This window comes from Pseudomonas sp. GW822-FHT06D10 (assembly GCF_058799535.1).
The window spans coordinates 528,027-545,482 of the sequence record NZ_JBXALN010000002.1; the positions used below are offsets into that span (position 1 = coordinate 528,027).

The 17,456-nt window shown below is 60.7% G+C and carries 13 protein-coding genes; all 13 read left to right on the forward strand.

Annotation, left to right across the window (positions count from 1 at the left end; genetic code table 11):
• Window positions 1-4 precede the first annotated feature (4 nt).
• The 13 genes from bamA (at window position 5) to eno (ending at window position 17,433) form a co-directional block, all read left to right on the forward strand.
• The gene (gene bamA / locus AC1RL5_RS07920) at window positions 5-2,395 is read left to right on the forward strand and encodes an outer membrane protein assembly factor BamA (protein ID WP_072451168.1); all 2,391 of its coding nucleotides are present in this window, start codon (window positions 5-7) and stop codon (window positions 2,393-2,395) included.
• 45 nt (window positions 2,396-2,440) lie between these two features.
• Entirely contained in the window at window positions 2,441-2,944 is a 504-nt protein-coding gene (locus tag AC1RL5_RS07925; protein WP_011059533.1) for an OmpH/Skp family outer membrane protein, read from the forward strand.
• 3 nt (window positions 2,945-2,947) lie between these two features.
• A complete protein-coding gene (gene lpxD / locus AC1RL5_RS07930) occupies window positions 2,948-4,003 on the forward strand; it encodes a UDP-3-O-(3-hydroxymyristoyl)glucosamine N-acyltransferase (protein WP_011059534.1) in 1,056 nt (351 codons plus the stop codon).
• A gap of 109 nt (window positions 4,004-4,112) precedes the next feature.
• Complete coding sequence (gene fabZ, locus AC1RL5_RS07935; protein ID WP_007924058.1) at window positions 4,113-4,553, forward strand: 3-hydroxyacyl-ACP dehydratase FabZ; 441 nt, start codon at window positions 4,113-4,115, stop codon at window positions 4,551-4,553.
• Complete coding sequence (gene lpxA / locus AC1RL5_RS07940; RefSeq protein ID WP_072451166.1) at window positions 4,550-5,326, forward strand: acyl-ACP--UDP-N-acetylglucosamine O-acyltransferase; 777 nt, start codon at window positions 4,550-4,552, stop codon at window positions 5,324-5,326. The genes fabZ and lpxA overlap by 4 nt, the downstream gene beginning before the upstream one ends.
• 2 nt (window positions 5,327-5,328) lie before the next feature.
• The gene (gene lpxB / locus AC1RL5_RS07945) at window positions 5,329-6,453 is read left to right on the forward strand and encodes a lipid-A-disaccharide synthase (RefSeq protein ID WP_072451165.1); all 1,125 of its coding nucleotides are present in this window, start codon (window positions 5,329-5,331) and stop codon (window positions 6,451-6,453) included.
• A gap of 17 nt (window positions 6,454-6,470) precedes the next feature.
• On the forward strand, window positions 6,471-7,103 hold the full coding sequence (rnhB, locus tag AC1RL5_RS07950) for a ribonuclease HII (RefSeq protein WP_072451164.1): 633 nt from the start codon (window positions 6,471-6,473) through the stop codon (window positions 7,101-7,103).
• A gap of 69 nt (window positions 7,104-7,172) precedes the next feature.
• Complete coding sequence (gene dnaE, locus AC1RL5_RS07955) at window positions 7,173-10,694, forward strand: DNA polymerase III subunit alpha (protein WP_053149264.1); 3,522 nt, start codon at window positions 7,173-7,175, stop codon at window positions 10,692-10,694.
• A 139-nt stretch (window positions 10,695-10,833) separates the two neighbouring features.
• Window positions 10,834-11,781 carry an acetyl-CoA carboxylase carboxyltransferase subunit alpha gene (locus tag AC1RL5_RS07960; protein ID WP_011059539.1) on the forward strand — a complete coding sequence of 316 codons (948 nt, stop codon included), beginning with the start codon at window positions 10,834-10,836 and terminating at the stop codon, window positions 11,779-11,781.
• A gap of 133 nt (window positions 11,782-11,914) precedes the next feature.
• Entirely contained in the window at window positions 11,915-13,231 is a 1,317-nt protein-coding gene (gene tilS, locus AC1RL5_RS07965) for a tRNA lysidine(34) synthetase TilS (protein WP_492589217.1), read from the forward strand.
• 274 nt (window positions 13,232-13,505) lie between these two features.
• Window positions 13,506-15,137, forward strand: coding sequence for a CTP synthase (pyrG, locus tag AC1RL5_RS07970; protein WP_011059541.1), 1,632 nt, complete (start codon window positions 13,506-13,508; stop codon window positions 15,135-15,137).
• A 5-nt stretch (window positions 15,138-15,142) separates the two neighbouring features.
• Window positions 15,143-15,988 carry a 3-deoxy-8-phosphooctulonate synthase gene (kdsA, locus tag AC1RL5_RS07975; RefSeq protein WP_011059542.1) on the forward strand — a complete coding sequence of 282 codons (846 nt, stop codon included), beginning with the start codon at window positions 15,143-15,145 and terminating at the stop codon, window positions 15,986-15,988.
• 155 nt (window positions 15,989-16,143) lie between these two features.
• Window positions 16,144-17,433 (forward strand): phosphopyruvate hydratase, encoded by a 1,290-nt coding sequence (eno, locus tag AC1RL5_RS07980; protein WP_011059543.1) that lies wholly within the window; start codon window positions 16,144-16,146, stop codon window positions 17,431-17,433.
• Window positions 17,434-17,456: the final 23 nt, after the last annotated feature.

Genomic DNA, 17,456 nt, shown 5'->3' on the forward strand with positions numbered 1-17,456 from the left:
CTTCATGAAACGTCTGCTGCTAACTGCGGTTCTCACCGTATTGATGATCGCCGAAGTTCACGCCGAGTCCTTCACTATCTCCGATATCCGCGTCAACGGCCTCCAGCGCGTTTCCGCGGGTAGCGTCTTTGGTGCCTTGCCGTTGAACGTCGGCGAGCAGGCGGACGACCGTCGCCTGGTGGAATCCACTCGTGCGCTGTTCAAAACCGGTTTCTTTCAAGACATCCAGCTGGGCCGCGATGGCAACGTCCTGGTCATCACGGTAGTCGAACGTCCGTCGGTTGCCAGTATCGAGATCGAAGGCAACAAGGCGATCTCTACTGAAGACCTGATGAAAGGGCTCAAGCAGTCCGGTCTGGCGGAAGGTGAAATCTTCCAGCGCGCGACCCTCGAAGGCGTGCGCAACGAGCTGCAGCGTCAATATGTCGCTCAGGGTCGTTACTCGGCCAGCGTTGAAACCGAAGTCGTGCCGCAGCCACGTAACCGGGTTGGCCTGAAGGTCAAGATCAACGAAGGCACAGTCGCAGCCATCCAGCACATCAACGTGGTAGGCAACACCGTCTTCCCTGATGAAGACCTGATCGGCCTGTTCGAACTCAAGACCACCAACTGGCTGTCGTTCTTCAAGAACGACGACAAGTACGCCCGTGAAAAACTCTCCGGTGACCTGGAGCGCCTGCGTTCCTACTACCTGGACCGCGGCTATATCAACATGGATATCGCCTCGACCCAGGTGTCCATCACCCCGGACAAGAAGCATGTCTACATCACCGTCAACGTCAACGAAGGCGAGAAGTACAGCGTTCGTGACGTGAAGCTCAGCGGTGACCTGAAAGTCCCTGAAGACCAGGTCAAGGCGCTGCTGCTGGTGGAGAAGGGCCAGGTGTTCTCGCGCAAGCTGATGACCACCACTTCCGAACTCATCACTCGCCGCCTGGGCAACGAGGGTTATACCTTCGCCAACGTCAACGGCGTGCCTCAGCCTCACGATGAAGACCACACCGTGGACATCACTTTTGTGGTGGACCCGGGCAAGCGTGCCTACGTCAACCGTATCAACTTCCGTGGCAACACCAAGTCCGAGGACGAAGTGCTGCGTCGCGAGATGCGCCAGATGGAAGGCGGCTGGGCTTCGACCTACCTGATCGATCAATCCAAGACCCGTCTTGAGCGCCTGGGCTTCTTCAAGGAAGTCAACGTCGAGACTCCGGCCGTGCCGGGTGTGGATGACCAGGTAGACGTGAACTACGCAGTTGAAGAACAAGCATCCGGTTCGATCACCGCCAGCGTCGGCTTTGCCCAGAGCGCGGGCCTGATCCTCGGTGGTTCGATCACCCAGAACAACTTCCTGGGTACCGGTAACAAGGTCAGCATCGGCCTGACCCGCAGCGAATACCAGAGCCGCTACAACTTCGGCTACGTAGACCCCTACTGGACCGCCGATGGCGTGAGCCTGGGCTACAACGCCTTCTATCGCACCACTGACTACAAAGACCTCGACGTCGACGTGGCCAGCTATGCGGTGGACAGCCTGGGTGCCGGCGTCAGCGTGGGCTACCCGATCAGCGAGACTTCGCGTCTGACCTTCGGTCTGACCGCGCAGCAGGACAAGATCAAGACCGGCCTGTACACCGTCGACGAAATCTTCGACTTCGTGAACAAGCAGGGCGACAGCTACCTGAACTTCAAGGCCTCGGCCGGCTGGTCCGAGTCGACCCTGAACAAAGGCGTATTGGCTACCCGCGGTCACTCGCAAAGCCTGGTGCTGGAAACCACTACCCCGGGCAGCGACCTGTCGTTCTTCAAGCTCGACTACCGTGGCCAATTGTTCACGCCGTTGAGTGAGAACTACACCATGCGCTTCCATACCGAGCTGGGTTATGGCGACGGCTTCGGTGATACCAAGGGCTTGCCGTTCTACGAGAACTACTATGCTGGTGGCTTCAACTCGGTACGTGGCTTCAAGGACAGCACTCTGGGCCCACGCAGTACTCCTAGTCGTGGTGTTGGTGTAACCGGTAACGTCGGTACGGCTGCCGACCCGGACCAGGATCCACTGCCATTCGGCGGTAACGTATTGATCCAGGGTGGTGCCGAGTTGCTGTTCCCGTTGCCCTTCGTCAAGGATCAGCGCTCGCTGCGTACCTCCTTGTTCTGGGATGTGGGTAACGTCTTCAACTCTCGCTGTGAAAGCACGTCCAACACCATTGCGGCGTCGAACGTGAAAACGCAGTGCAACGATATCAGCCTGAGCAATCTGGCCAGTTCGGTTGGTGTCGGTGTGACTTGGGTCACCGCTCTGGGTCCATTGAGCTTCGCCCTGGCGATGCCGATCAAGAAACCGGATGACGCTGAAACCCAGGTGTTCCAATTCTCTCTCGGTCAGACTTTCTAACAGCCTGATCCAAGATAACGACAATGGATTTTGTAGGAGTGCATCGTGCGTAAGTTGACTCAATTGGTTCTCCTGGCCACCGTTCTGGTCGCGAGCCCGGCATTTGCCGAAATGAAAATCGCCGTCCTGAACTACCAGATGGCCCTGCTGGAATCTGACGCAGCCAAGAAGTACGCCGTGGATGCCGAGAAAAAGTTCGGCCCGCAGTTGACCAAGCTGAAGACTCTGGAAAGCAGCGCCAAAGGCATCCAGGACCGTCTGGTGGCCGGTGGCGACAAGATGCAGCAGGGCGAGCGTGAACGCCTGGAACTCGAGTTCAAGCAAAAGGCCCGTGACTTCCAGTTCCAGTCCAAGGAGCTGAACGAAGCCAAAGCCGTTGCCGACCGCGAAATGCTCAAGCAGCTGAAGCCGAAGCTGGACAGCGCTGTGGAAGAAGTCATCAAGAAAGGCGGTTTCGACCTGGTCTTCGAGCGTGGCGCAGTGATTGATGTCAAACCTCAGTACGACATCACTCGCCAGGTTATCGAGCGTATGAATCAGCTGAAGTAAGCCATGACCGCGACCATAAAGCTCGGCCAGTTGGCCGAGTTCCTCGGCGCCACCTTGAGTGGCGACGGGGAGAAAGAAATCACTGGGCTAGCCACCTTGCAGGAGGCTGGCCCAGCTCAGTTGAGCTTTTTGGCAAATCCCCAGTACCGCAAGTACCTGGTGGACTGCCAGGCCGGCGCGGTGCTGTTGAAGGCCGCGGATGCCGAAGCCTATGCCGGTGATGCACTGGTAGTGGCCGATCCCTACCTGGCCTATGCGCGCATTTCCCATTTGTTCGATCCCAAGCCAAAGGCACAGGCAGGTGTTCATCCTTCTGCGGTGATTGCCGCTGATGCGCAGGTAGATCCTGCGGCCAGCATTGGCCCCTTTGCCGTGATCGAGAGCGGTGCGCGGATTGCTGCAGGTGTGACCATCGGCGCTCACTGCTTTATCGGTGCCCGCTGCGAAATCGGCGAAGGTGGCTGGTTGGCACCACGGGTGACCCTGTACCACGACGTGCGTATCGGCAAGCGTGTGGTCATTCAGTCAGGTGCTGTGCTGGGTGGTGAAGGCTTTGGTTTTGCCAATGAAAAAGGCGTCTGGCAGAAAATCGCCCAGATTGGCGGCGTGACCATCGGTGACGATGTGGAAATCGGCGTCAACACGGCGATCGACCGCGGTGCCCTGGCCGATACCGTCATTGGCAATGGCGTGAAGCTGGACAACCAGATCCAGATCGCCCACAACGTCCAGGTCGGTGATCACACCGCCATGGCTGCTTGTGTAGGGATCTCCGGCAGTACCAAGATCGGCAAGCACTGTATGCTCGCCGGTGGCGTGGGCCTGGTTGGGCATATCGATATTTGCGACAACGTATTCCTCACCGGGATGACCATGGTGACCCACTCGATTACCGAGCCGGGCGCCTACTCTTCCGGTACGGCCATGCAGCCTGCTGCCGAGTGGCGCAAGAGCGCGGCACGCATCCGCCAGCTGGATGACCTTGCTCGACGCTTGCGTCAGTTGGAAAAGCGCGTTGGGGACGTGACCCCCGGCGGCAATGCTTCATCTGATGGCTGATACCATTTCCATATCAAGTGTGCACAGCCGCTAGACTGCCTCCTTGATTTGCTAGAGGAGCGTGCGTTAGTCGCGCGCTCCCACTCTTTACTACAGGCTTCCCCCCGAAATGATGGACATCAACGAGATTCGCGAATACTTGCCTCACCGTTACCCTTTCCTGTTGGTGGATCGGGTAGTGGACCTGGATGTTGAAGGCAAGTGCATTCGTGCCTACAAGAATGTCAGCATCAATGAACCGTTCTTCAATGGTCACTTCCCTGCGCACCCGATCATGCCGGGCGTGCTGATCATCGAGGCCATGGCTCAGGCTGCGGGCATTCTCGGTTTCAAGATGCTCGACGTGAAGCCCGCCGACGGCACCCTCTATTACTTCGTCGGTTCCGACAAGCTGCGCTTCCGCCAGCCGGTGCTGCCGGGCGACCAGTTGATCCTTGAAGCCAAGTTCATCAGCTGCAAGCGCCAGATCTGGAAGTTCGAATGCCAGGCTTCGGTCGACGGCAAGCCGGTGTGCTCTGCCGAGATCATCTGTGCGGAACGCAAACTATGAGTTTGATTGACCCTCGCGCAATCATCGATCCGACGGCCGTCTTGGCCGACGACGTTGAGGTTGGCCCGTGGTCGATCATCGGCGCTGGTGTGGAAATCGGCGAGGGTACAGTGATCGGGCCCCATGTGATTCTCAAGGGCCCTACCCGGATCGGTAAGCACAACCGCATCTACCAGTTTTCGTCGGTAGGTGAGGACACGCCTGATCTGAAATACAAGGGCGAGGAAACCCGCCTGGTGATCGGTGACCACAACGTGATCCGCGAAGGCGTGACCATTCACCGTGGCACTGTGCAGGATCGTTCCGAAACCACTCTGGGTGATCACAACCTGGTCATGGCCTATGCCCACATCGGCCATGACAGCGTTATCGGCAACCACTGCATCCTGGTCAACAACACCGCCTTGGCCGGCCATGTGCATGTGGATGACTGGGCGATTCTCTCCGGTTTCACCCTGGTGCATCAGTATTGCCATATCGGCGCCCACAGCTTTTCCGGCATGGGCACCGCCATCGGCAAGGACGTGCCGGCATTCGTCACCGTATTCGGCAACCCCGCCGAAGCCCGCAGCATGAACTTCGAAGGCATGCGCCGTCGCGGCTTCAGCGAAGATGCGATCCACGCGCTGCGTCGTGCCTACAAGACGGTCTATCGCCAGGGGCTGACGGTTGATCAGGCCTTGGCTGAGCTGGCCGAGCCGGCTGCACAGTTCCCTGAAGTCGCGGTATTTCGTGACTCGATCCAGTCCTCGACTCGCGGCATCACCCGTTAATCATGAGCACTCTGCGTATTGCGCTGGTGGCTGGCGAAGCCTCCGGCGACATTCTCGGCGCCGGTTTGATGCGAGCTCTCAAGGCTCAGCACCCGGCCGTCGAATTCATAGGGGTCGGTGGTCCGCTGATGGAGGCCGAAGGCCTTGTTTCCTACTTCCCCATGGAGCGCCTGGCGGTCATGGGGCTGGTAGAGGTGCTTGGGCGCCTGCGTGAGCTTCTGGCTCGACGCAAGAAGCTGATCCAGACCCTGATTGCTGAAAAGCCGGATGTGTTTATCGGTATCGATGCCCCGGATTTCACCCTGAATATCGAACTCAAGTTGCGTCAGGCCGGGATCAAGACCGTGCACTACGTCAGCCCTTCGGTCTGGGCCTGGCGGCAGAAGCGGGTGCTGAAGATCCGCGAAGGCTGCGACCTGATGCTGACCCTGTTCCCCTTCGAAGCGCGCTTCTATGAAGAGAAGGGGGTACCGGTGAAGTTCGTCGGTCACTCTCTGGCCGATGCCATTCCGCTGCAGGCCGACCGAGCCGCTGCACGCGCGGAGCTGGGGTTGCCAGAAGGGCCGTTGGTGGCCTTGATGCCCGGTAGTCGCGGTGGCGAAGTAGGGCGCCTGGGCGCCTTGTTCCTCGATGCCGCTCAGCGCCTGCGGGCCATGCGCCCCGGTGTGCGTTTCATCATGCCTTGCGCGAGCCCGGAGCGGCGGGTCCAGCTGGAGCAGTTGCTGGCCAATCGTGATCTGCCACTGACGTTGCTCGATGGCCAGTCCCACAAGGCCCTGGCTGCCTGCGATGCGGTGTTGATCGCCTCCGGTACCGCAACCCTGGAAGCCTTGCTCTACAAGCGCCCGATGGTCGTGGCTTATCGCCTGGCGCCGCTGACCTTCTGGATTCTCAAGCGCATGGTCAAGAGCCCGTACATTTCCCTGCCGAACCTGCTGGCCCAGCGCCTCCTGGTGCCTGAGCTGCTGCAGGACGATGCCACGGCCGATGCTCTGGCCCAGACCTTGTCGCCGCTGATCGAAGGTGGTGAAGAGCAGACTCGCGGCTTTGACGAGATCCACCGAACCTTGCGTCGCGACGCATCCAACCAGGCCGCGCAAGCCGTGCTTGGGCTGATCGGTAAATGACTGTGAGTAACCCGAAAATGCAAATGGGCCTGGATTTCACCCTGGTGGCGGACGCCGAGGACCTGGTGGCCGGGGTCGATGAGGTCGGCCGTGGCCCTTTGTGTGGTGCAGTGGTCACCGCGGCAGTGATTCTCGACCCGCAGCGGCCGATTCTCGGCCTCAACGACTCGAAGAAGCTCACCGAAGCCCGGCGCGAGAAGCTGTTCGACGAAATCTGCGAGAAAGCCCTGAGCTGGTGCATCGCCCGGGCTGAGGTCGAGGAAATCGACGAGCTGAATATCCTCCATGCCACCATGTTGGCCATGCAGCGCGCGGTGGAGGGGCTGAGTGTGACCCCGAAGCTGGCGATGATCGATGGCAACCGTTGCCCGAAGCTGGCGATGCCGGCTGAAGCGGTGGTCAAGGGCGATAGCAAGGTTCCGGCGATTGCCGCGGCATCGATCCTGGCCAAGGTCAGCCGTGACCGAGAAATGGCCGCTTTCGAGCTGATCTATCCGGGATATGGCATCGGTGGCCACAAGGGCTACCCGACCCCGGTGCATCTGGAAGCCCTGGCCCGCCTGGGGCCGACACCGATTCACCGGCGCTCTTTCGCTCCGGTGCGGCAAGCCTACGAAGCCCGCGAGGCGCTGGGCGAGATTCAGTCCTGAGGCTGATGTTTTAGTCGAGGCCCGGTACAATCCGGGCCTTGTTGTTTTCGCGCTTATTACAGGATCACTATGCCGGCTTCATTCGTTCACCTGCGCCTGCACACTGAATATTCCCTGGTCGACGGTCTGGTGCGGATCAAGCCGCTGGTCAAGGCGCTGGCCGGCATGGGCATGCCGGCGGTGGCGGTCACCGACCAGAACAACATGTGTTCCCTGGTCAAGTTCTATAAAACAAGCATGGGTGCGGGGATCAAGCCTATCTGCGGCGCCGACCTGTGGCTGTCGAACAAGGACCCGGATAACCCTCTGAGCCGCATCAGCCTGCTGGTGATGAACGCCGTGGGTTATCGCAACCTGACCGAGCTGATTTCCCGCGGCTTCATCGATGGCCAGCGCAACGGCCAGATCATCATCGAGCGGGAGTGGGTGGCGGAGGCCGCGGAAGGCTTGATCATGCTCTCGGCGGCCAAGGAGGGCGAGATCGGCATGGCCCTGATCGCCGGCGATCTCGAGGTTGCCGAGACCCTGGCCCGGGAGTGGATGGCCGTATTCCCCGAGCGCTTCTACCTGGAAGTGCAGCGTACCAACCGCCCCAACGACGAAGAGCAATTGCACGCTGCGGTGGCCCTGGCCGACAAGATCGGCGCGCCGCTGGTGGCTACCAACGACGTGCGTTTCATCAAGCAGGAAGACTTCGAAGCCCACGAAACCCGGGTTTGCATCGGTGAAGGCCGGGCCCTGGACGATCCGCGCCGCTCAAAGAACTACAGCGACCAGCAGTACCTGAAAAGCGCCGAGGAAATGGCCGAGCTGTTCAGTGACCTGCCCGAGGCGCTGGAAAACACTGTCGAGATCGCCAAGCGCTGCAACATCGAGGTCAAGCTGGGCAAGCACTTCTTGCCTGACTACCCGATTCCCGATGGCATGACCATCGATGAGTATTTTCGCAAGGTTTCCTTCGACGGCCTGGAAGAGCGCCTCAGCGTGCTGCTGCCCAAGGACACCACCGAGGACTACGAGGCCAAGCGTCAGGTCTATGTCGACCGGTTGAATTTCGAACTGGATATCATCATCCAGATGGGTTTCCCGGGTTACTTCCTGATCGTTATGGACTTTATCCAGTGGGCCAAGAGCAACGGCGTACCGGTTGGCCCGGGCCGGGGGTCGGGTGCCGGCTCCCTGGTGGCCTATGTGCAGAAGATCACTGACCTCGATCCGCTGGAATACGACCTGCTGTTCGAACGTTTCCTTAACCCGGAACGGGTCTCCATGCCCGACTTCGACGTCGACTTCTGCATGGACGGTCGCGACCGGGTGATCGACTACGTGGCCGAGAAATACGGCCGCAACGCGGTGAGCCAGATCATCACCTTCGGTTCCATGGCGGCCAAGGCGGTGGTGCGTGACGTGGCGCGGGTGCAGGGCAAGTCTTACGGCCTGGCCGACCGTCTGTCGAAGATGATCCCCTTCGAAGTCGGCATGACCCTGGAAAAAGCCTACGAGCAAGAGGAGATCCTGCGGGACTTCATCAAGGTCGATGAAGAGGCGGCGGAAATCTGGGAGATGGCGCGCAAGCTCGAGGGCGTGGTGCGTAACGTCGGTAAACACGCCGGTGGCGTGGTGATCGCGCCCACCAAGCTCACCGACTTCTCGCCGATCTACTGCGACGAAGAAGGCGGCGGCCTGGTGACCCAGTTCGACAAGGATGACGTCGAGGCTGCTGGCCTGGTGAAGTTCGACTTCCTCGGTCTGCGGACCCTGACCATCATCGACTGGGCACTGAAAACCATTAACCGCGACCGCGCCAAGGTCGGCGAGGAACCGCTGGATATCGCCTTTATCCCGCTGGACGACAAGCCGACCTACAGCCTGTTGCAGAAAGCTGAAACCACCGCGGTGTTCCAGCTTGAATCCCGGGGCATGAAGGAGCTGATCAAGAAGCTCAAGCCCGACTGCCTGGAAGACCTGATCGCACTGGTGGCCCTGTTCCGTCCGGGGCCGCTGCAATCGGGCATGGTGGATGACTTCATCAACCGCAAGCACGGCCGCGCCGAGCTGGCCTACCCGCACCCGGACTATCAGTACGACGGCCTGCAGCCGGTATTGGCGCCGACCTACGGCATCATCCTGTACCAGGAACAGGTGATGCAGATCGCCCAGGTCATGGCCGGCTACACCCTGGGCGGTGCGGACATGCTGCGTCGAGCCATGGGTAAGAAAAAGCCCGAGGAGATGGCCAAGCAGCGGGGCGGCTTCATTGAAGGTTGCGCCAGCAACAACATCGATGCAGACCTGGCGGGCAACATCTTCGACCTGGTGGAAAAGTTCGCCGGCTACGGCTTCAACAAATCCCACTCCGCCGCCTACGGCCTGGTGTCGTACCAGACCGCCTGGCTCAAGGCGCATTACCCGGCGCCGTTCATGGCGGCGGTACTCTCCGCGGATATGCACAACACCGACAAGGTCGTGACCTTGATCGAGGAAGTGCGGATCATGAAGTTGCGCCTTGACGCGCCGGACGTGAACACCTCCGAGTTCAAGTTCACGGTGAACGACGAAGGTCGCATCGTCTACGGCCTGGGGGCGATCAAGGGCGTCGGCGAGGGGCCGGTGGAAGCCATCACCGAAGCCCGCGAGGAAGGCCCTTTCAAGGATCTGTTCGATTTCTGCGCCAGGGTCGACCTCAAGCGCATCAACAAGCGGACCCTGGACGGCTTGATTCGAAGCGGCGCCCTGGACCGCCTGGGGCCGCACTTCTTCGATGAGCCCAAGGCCTACCAGGCCAATATCGACCAGAACCGCGCGGTGCTGCTGGCGGCCATGGAAGAAGCGATCAAGGCCGCGGAGCAGACCGCCCGTACCCACGACAGTGGCCACGCCGACCTGTTCGGCGGGGTCTTCGTCGATGAGGATGCGGATGTCTACGCCAACCATCGCAAGGCCAAGGAACTGACCCTCAAGGAACGCCTGAAAGGCGAGAAAGATACCCTGGGGCTGTACCTGACCGGGCACCCGATCGACGAATACGAAGGCGAGATCCGTCGTTTCGCCCGCCAGCGCATCATCGACCTGAAGCCGGCCCGGGATACCCAGACCGTGGCCGGCATGATCATCGCCCTGCGGGTGATGAAGAACAAAAAGGGCGACAAGATGGGCTTCATCACCCTCGACGACCGCTCGGGGCGGATCGAGGCCTCGCTGTTTGCCGATGCGTTCCATTCGGCGCAGTCGCTGCTGCAGACCGACGCCATGGTGGTGGTGGAGGGCGAGGTCAGCAACGACGACTTCTCCGGCGGCCTGCGCCTGCGGGTCAAGCGGGTGATGAGCATGGAGGATGCGCGGACCAACCTGGCGGAAAGCCTGCGCCTGAAGATCCACAGCGACGCCCTGAAGGGCGATCAGCTACGCTGGCTGGGTGATCTGTTCAAGCGCCATCGCGGCGCATGCCCGATCACCATGGAGTACACCCGGGATGACGCCAAGGCCCTGCTGCAGTTTGGCGAGAACTGGCGGATCGATCCGGCGGACAGCTTGATTCAAGCCCTGCGTGACCAGTTCGGGCGAGACAACGTCTTCCTCCAATACCGTTGACGGTGAGGTGCCATCATTGCGCCTCATCGTCACTTGAATTTTTAATCTCGACCTCAACGCGTCCGTCCCTTAAGGTAGGGCGCGAATAGACAACCGGCCGGCCCAAGCTCCCTTGGACGTCGAGCCCAGACGGACGCCTATGAACCCGAATTTTCTTGATTTCGAACAGCCGATCGCCGACCTGCAAGCCAAGATCGAAGAGTTGCGCTTGGTCGGTAATGACAATTCGCTGAATATCGGCGATGAGATTTCCCGCCTGCAGGACAAGAGCAACACCCTGACCGAGGACATCTTCGGCAAGCTCACCAGCTGGCAGATCGCACGTCTGGCGCGGCACCCGCGTCGCCCGTACACCCTGGACTACATCCAGCACATCTTCACCGAGTTCGACGAGCTGCATGGCGATCGCCACTTCTCTGACGACGCCGCCATCGTAGGCGGCGTTGCTCGCCTGGACGAGCAGCCGGTAATGATCATCGGGCACCAGAAAGGCCGTGAAGTACGCGAAAAGGTCCGCCGCAACTTCGGCATGCCGCGTCCGGAAGGCTACCGCAAGGCCTGCCGCCTGATGGAGATGGCCGAGCGCTTCAAGATGCCGATCCTGACCTTCATCGACACACCCGGCGCCTATCCGGGCATCGATGCTGAAGAGCGCAACCAGAGCGAGGCCATTGCCTGGAACCTGCGGGTCATGGCGCGCCTGAAGACCCCGATCATCGCCACCGTGATTGGTGAGGGTGGTTCCGGCGGTGCCTTGGCCATCGGTGTCTGTGACCAGTTGAACATGCTGCAGTACTCCACCTACGCGGTGATCTCGCCGGAAGGCTGTGCCTCGATCCTGTGGAAAACCTCGGAAAAGGCTGCCGATGCCGCTGAGGCCATGGGGATTACCGCCGAGCGCCTGAAAGGCCTGGGGATTGTCGACAAGGTCATCGGCGAGCCATTGGGCGGTGCCCATCGGGATCCGGCTGCCGCGGCGGCCTCGATCCGTGCCGAGCTCAGCACGCAGTTGGCCATGCTCAAGGAAATGGACAACGACACCTTGCTCGCCCGTCGCTATGACCGCCTGATGAGCTACGGTCTCTGATCGAGCACTGCCTCCCCTTGTAGGGGCACGCTCGTTCGCGACCCAGGCGCCGCCATCGATTCGATGGCGGCGTTGTTGCTTATGCGGGCAAGCAGTACGCCACCCGGCCGCTCCTACAGGTCTTGAACACGTCATGAACGCTCTCTCCGCCAAACTACTGCACAGCCTCGCGCCCTGGCGCGACTCCAGGAGTTGGCGCGTGGCTTTCTCCGGTGGCCTGGATTCCACCGTCCTGTTGCATCTGCTCGCCGATCTGGCGCAGCACCATCGTCTTCCTCCACTTTCGGCTGTGCATATCCATCATGGACTTCAGGCTGCGGCCGACGCCTGGCCGGAGCATTGTCAGGCCTTCTGTGATGCGCTGGGGGTGCCGCTGCAGGTGCTTCGCGTCCAGGTGCCAGCGGGTGCCAGCCTGGAGCGCGCCGCCCGCGAGGCACGCTATGGCGCTTTCGCACGGCTCACGGCGAGCACTGAAGTGCTGCTGACGGCGCAGCATCGTGACGACCAGGCGGAAACGCTGCTGTTCCGCCTGCTGCGCGGTGCCGGAGTCAGGGGCTTGTCGGCAATGCCGTCAGCGCGGCCGTTGGGTGACGGGCACCTGCTGCGACCCTTGCTTGATGTGTCACGTGCCGAACTGCAGTGCTACGCCGCGGAGCATCAGTTGAGCTGGGTCGAGGACCCATCCAACGCCGATCATCAGTATTCGCGCAATTACCTGCGCCACCAGGTCATGCCGGCGATCACCGCGCGCTGGCCCCAGGCGGCACTCAGCATGAGCCGCAGCGCCGCGCACTTGAATGAAGCCCAGGGCCTGCTCGATGAGCTGGCGATCATGGACCTGGATGCAGCCCGCGGTGCTAGCGTCTGGCCCTGGCTGGATCTGCCCTCACTGGCCCTGGCACCTTTGCAGTCTTTGTCGGGCGCGCGCCAACGCAATGCCTTGAGCCATTGGTTGAGCCGGTTTGGCCACCTGCCGGATACCGATCACTGGCGCGGCTGGGACAGCCTGCGAGATGCGGGTGCCGCAGGGCGACCGGTGTGGCGTTTGGCCGATGGCGAGTTGCATCGTGCGGCAGGGCGAGTCTGGTGGCTGTCCGGCATCTGGCTGCAGCCGGTCGACGGACGGTTGCAGTGGCTCGATCCGCAAAAGCCCTTGCTTCTGCCGGGCAACGGTCAGGTGTCGTTCCCTGGGCCAGTGCCGACCGGATCGCTGCATATCCGCTATCGCCAGGGGGGCGAGATCATGCACCTGGCCGGCCGCGGCCATCGGGACTTGAAGCGTTTGCTCAATGAAAGCGGGTTGCCGGGTTTCGTCCGTGGCAGATTGCCGCTGCTGTATCAGGACGACCGCTTGCTCGCGGTGGCGAACCTGCCGGCACTTGCGACAAACCCCCAGGGTGGCTGGCCATTGCAATGGCTGCCACCAACCAGCGATCAAGGTTTGAGCTGAAAGGGGCTTTCCGGTAGACTACGCTCCCTTCTTGATACAACTTCTGTGGATTCGCCTGAATTGCAGGAGTTGCCGATTACCAAGCAGTCTTTGCTGGGCGATTCCAAAAAATGTGTAGCGAGCAACCTACCGGTGTTTTTGCATCCGGTCTGTCACCACGCGGCGGTTTTTTTGAAAGGTGCACTGTGATTAATGCAGGTGATCGGGGGCTTCGGCCTTCCTTCGCTTTCCCCGGCGGCACTGACCGCTTTAACGCAGACTTCTAGGGTTTTTCATGACGCGCTACATATTCGTCACGGGCGGTGTTGTTTCTTCATTGGGGAAAGGCATTGCCTCGGCTTCATTGGCGGCCATCCTGGAGGCGCGGGGGCTTAAGGTCACCATGCTCAAGCTGGACCCGTACATCAACGTCGACCCGGGCACCATGAGCCCGTTCCAGCACGGTGAAGTGTTCGTCACCCACGACGGCGCCGAGACCGACCTGGACCTGGGCCACTACGAGCGGTTCATCCGCACGACCATGACCCAGAACAACAACTTCACCACCGGCCGCGTGTACGAGCACGTGCTGCGCAAGGAGCGCCGTGGTGATTATCTGGGTGCCACCATCCAGGTGATTCCGCACATCACCGACGAGATCAAGCGTCGCATCATCAAGGGCGCCGGCGATGCCGACGTGGCCCTGGTGGAAATTGGCGGTACCGTGGGTGACATCGAGTCGCAACCGTTCCTCGAAGCCATCCGTCAACTGCGTGTGGAAGTCGGTTCCAAGCGCGCGATGCTGATGCACCTGACGCTGGTTCCGTACATCGCCACCGCTGGCGAGACCAAGACCAAGCCGACCCAGCACTCGGTAAAAGAGCTGCGTTCGATCGGCTTGCAACCGGACGTGCTGATCTGCCGCTCCGACCATCCGGTGGATGTGTCGTCGCGCCGCAAGATCGCGCTGTTCACCAACGTTGAAGAGCGTGCGGTGATCTCCCTGGAAGACGTCGACACCATCTACAAGATCCCGGCCGTGCTGCACGCCCAGGGCCTGGACGATTTCGTCGTCGAGCGTTTCGGCCTGCAGTGCAACGGTGCTGACCTGTCCGAGTGGGAAAAAGTGGTGGACGCCAAGCTCAACCCAGAGCACGAAGTCACCATCGCCATGGTCGGCAAGTACATGGAACTGCTGGACGCCTACAAGTCGCTGATCGAAGCGATGAGTCATGCCGGCATTACCAACCGTACCAAGGTCAACCTGCGCTACATCGATTCCGAAGACATCGAGAACCAGGGCACCGCGCTGCTGGAAGGCGTCGACGCGATCCTGGTTCCAGGCGGTTTCGGCCTGCGTGGTGTGGAAGGCAAGATCACCGCGGTGCAATACGCTCGCGAGAACAAGGTGCCGTACCTGGGTATCTGCCTGGGCATGCAAGTGGCGGTCATCGAGTTCGCCCGTAATGTCATGGGCTGGAAAGACGCCAACTCCACCGAGTTCGATCGCACCAGCGGCCATCCGGTCGTCGGCCTGATCACCGAGTGGGAAGACGCCACCGGTGCCGTTGAAGTACGTACCGAAGCTTCCGACCTGGGCGGCACCATGCGTCTGGGCGCTCAGGAATGCTTGCTGGAAGCGGGCTCCAAGGTCCACGACTGCTACGCCAAGGACGTGATCATCGAGCGTCACCGTCACCGCTACGAAGTGAACAACAAGCTGCTGCCGCAACTGATCGAGGCTGGCCTGAAGATCTCCGGTCGCTCGGGTGACGGCGCGCTGGTTGAAGTGGTCGAGGCCCAGGATCATCCATGGTTCGTCGCTTGCCAGTTCCACCCCGAGTTCACCTCGACTCCCCGTGACGGCCACCCACTGTTCAGCGGTTTCGTCAAAGCAGCATTGGCTCAACACCAGAAGAAGGCGTGACCCTGATGGCGCAGAAGATCATCCGCGTAGGCAACATCGAGATCGCCAACGACAAGCCGATGGTGCTGTTCGGCGGCATGAACGTGCTGGAAAGCCGCGACATGGCGATGCAGGTCTGTGAAGAATACGTGCGGGTCACCGAGAAGCTCGGTATCCCCTACGTGTTCAAGGCCAGTTTCGACAAGGCCAACCGTTCGTCGGTGACCTCCTACCGTGGCCCGGGCCTGGAAGAAGGCATGCGGATTTTCGAAGACGTGAAGCAGGCCTTTGGCGTGCCGATCATCACCGACGTCCACGAGCCGGCCCAGGCTGCCGTGGTCGCCGAAGTCTGCGACATCATCCAGCTGCCGGCCTTCCTTTCGCGGCAGACCGACCTGGTGGTGGCCATGGCCAAGACCGGCGCGGTGATCAACATCAAGAAAGCCCAGTTCCTCGCACCCCAGGAAATGAAACACATCCTGAGCAAGTGCGAAGAGGCGGGCAACGATCAGTTGATCCTCTGCGAGCGCGGTTCCAGCTTCGGCTACAACAACCTGGTCGTGGACATGCTCGGCTTCGGCATCATGAAGCAGTTCGAATACCCGGTGTTCTTTGATGTGACCCACGCCCTGCAGATGCCGGGTGGTCGCGCCGACTCCGCTGGCGGTCGCCGGGCCCAGGTCACCGACCTGGCCAAGGCCGGCATGAGCCAGTCTCTTGCCGGGCTGTTCCTCGAAGCCCATCCGGATCCGGACAACGCCAAGTGCGACGGTCCTTGCGCCCTGCGCCTGGACAAGCTCGAGCCGTTCCTGGCCCAGCTCAAGGCCCTGGACGAGCTGGTCAAGAGTTTTCCGACGGTAGAAACCGCGTAAAACCGATTTCTCCGGTAAAGTACCGCACGATTATTGCTCAGGCCCCCGGGCCTGAGCCTTATCGTCTGCAAGACTGCCCGCTTTCCCCGCCTTGCCGACGGTAAAAGATTTCCTACAGCTGCGTCGTTTTCGTCAACTTTGGAGTGTTTACAACAATGGCAAAAATCGTCGACATCAAAGGTCGTGAAGTTCTCGACTCCCGTGGCAACCCCACTGTCGAAGCGGACGTGCTTCTCGACAACGGCATCATCGGCAGTGCATGCGCGCCGTCCGGTGCTTCCACCGGCTCGCGCGAAGCGCTGGAGCTGCGTGATGGCGACAAGAGCCGTTACCTGGGCAAGGGCGTGCTCAAGGCGGTAGCCAACATCAACGGTCCGATCCGCGACCTGCTGCTGGGTAAGGACCCGATCGATCAGAAGGCCCTGGATCAGGCCATGATCAAGCTCGACGGTACCGAGAACAAGGCCACCCTGGGCGCCAACGCGATCCTCGCCGTGTCCCTGGCTGCTGCCAAGGCCGCCGCTCAGGACCAGGACCTGCCACTGTACGCCCACATCGCCAACCTCAATGGCACTCCGGGCGTCTACTCGATGCCGGTACCGATGATGAACATCATCAACGGTGGCGAGCACGCCGATAACAACGTCGACATCCAGGAGTTCATGGTGCAGCCGGTTGGCGCCAAGTCCTTCTCGGAAGGCCTGCGCATGGGCACTGAAATCTTCCATCACCTCAAAGCCGTGCTGAAGGCCCGTGGCCTGAACACCGCAGTGGGTGACGAAGGCGGTTTTGCACCGAACCTGGCTTCCAACGAAGACGCTCTGAAAGTGATCTCCGAAGCCGTGGCCAACGCCGGTTACACCCTGGGTACCGACGTGACCCTGGCCCTGGACTGCGCTGCCAGCGAATTCTATGAAGATGGCAAGTACAACCTGTCCGGCGAAGGCCAGGTGTTCACCGCCGAAGGTTTTGCCGAGTACCTCAAAGGCCTGACCCAGCGCTACCCGATCATCTCCATCGAAGACGGCCTGGACGAGTCCGACTGGGCCGGCTGGAAAATCCTTACCGACAAGATCGGCGAGAAGGTTCAACTGGTCGGCGACGACCTGTTCGTGACCAACACCAAGATCCTGAAAGAAGGCATCGACAAGAAGATCGCCAACTCGATCCTGATCAAGTTCAACCAGATCGGCACCCTGACCGAAACCCTGGAAGCCATCCAGATGGCCAAGGCTGCCGGCTACACTGCGGTGATCTCCCACCGTTCCGGTGAAACCGAAGATTCGACCATCGCCGACCTGGCCGTGGGTACCTCGGCTGGCCAGATCAAGACCGGCTCCCTGTGCCGTTCCGACCGCGTTTCCAAGTACAACCAATTGCTGCGTATCGAAGAGCAATTGAACGGCAAGGCCAAGTACAACGGTCGCGGTGAGTTTCGCGGCTAAGCAGTAGATGGTAAAAAGACACC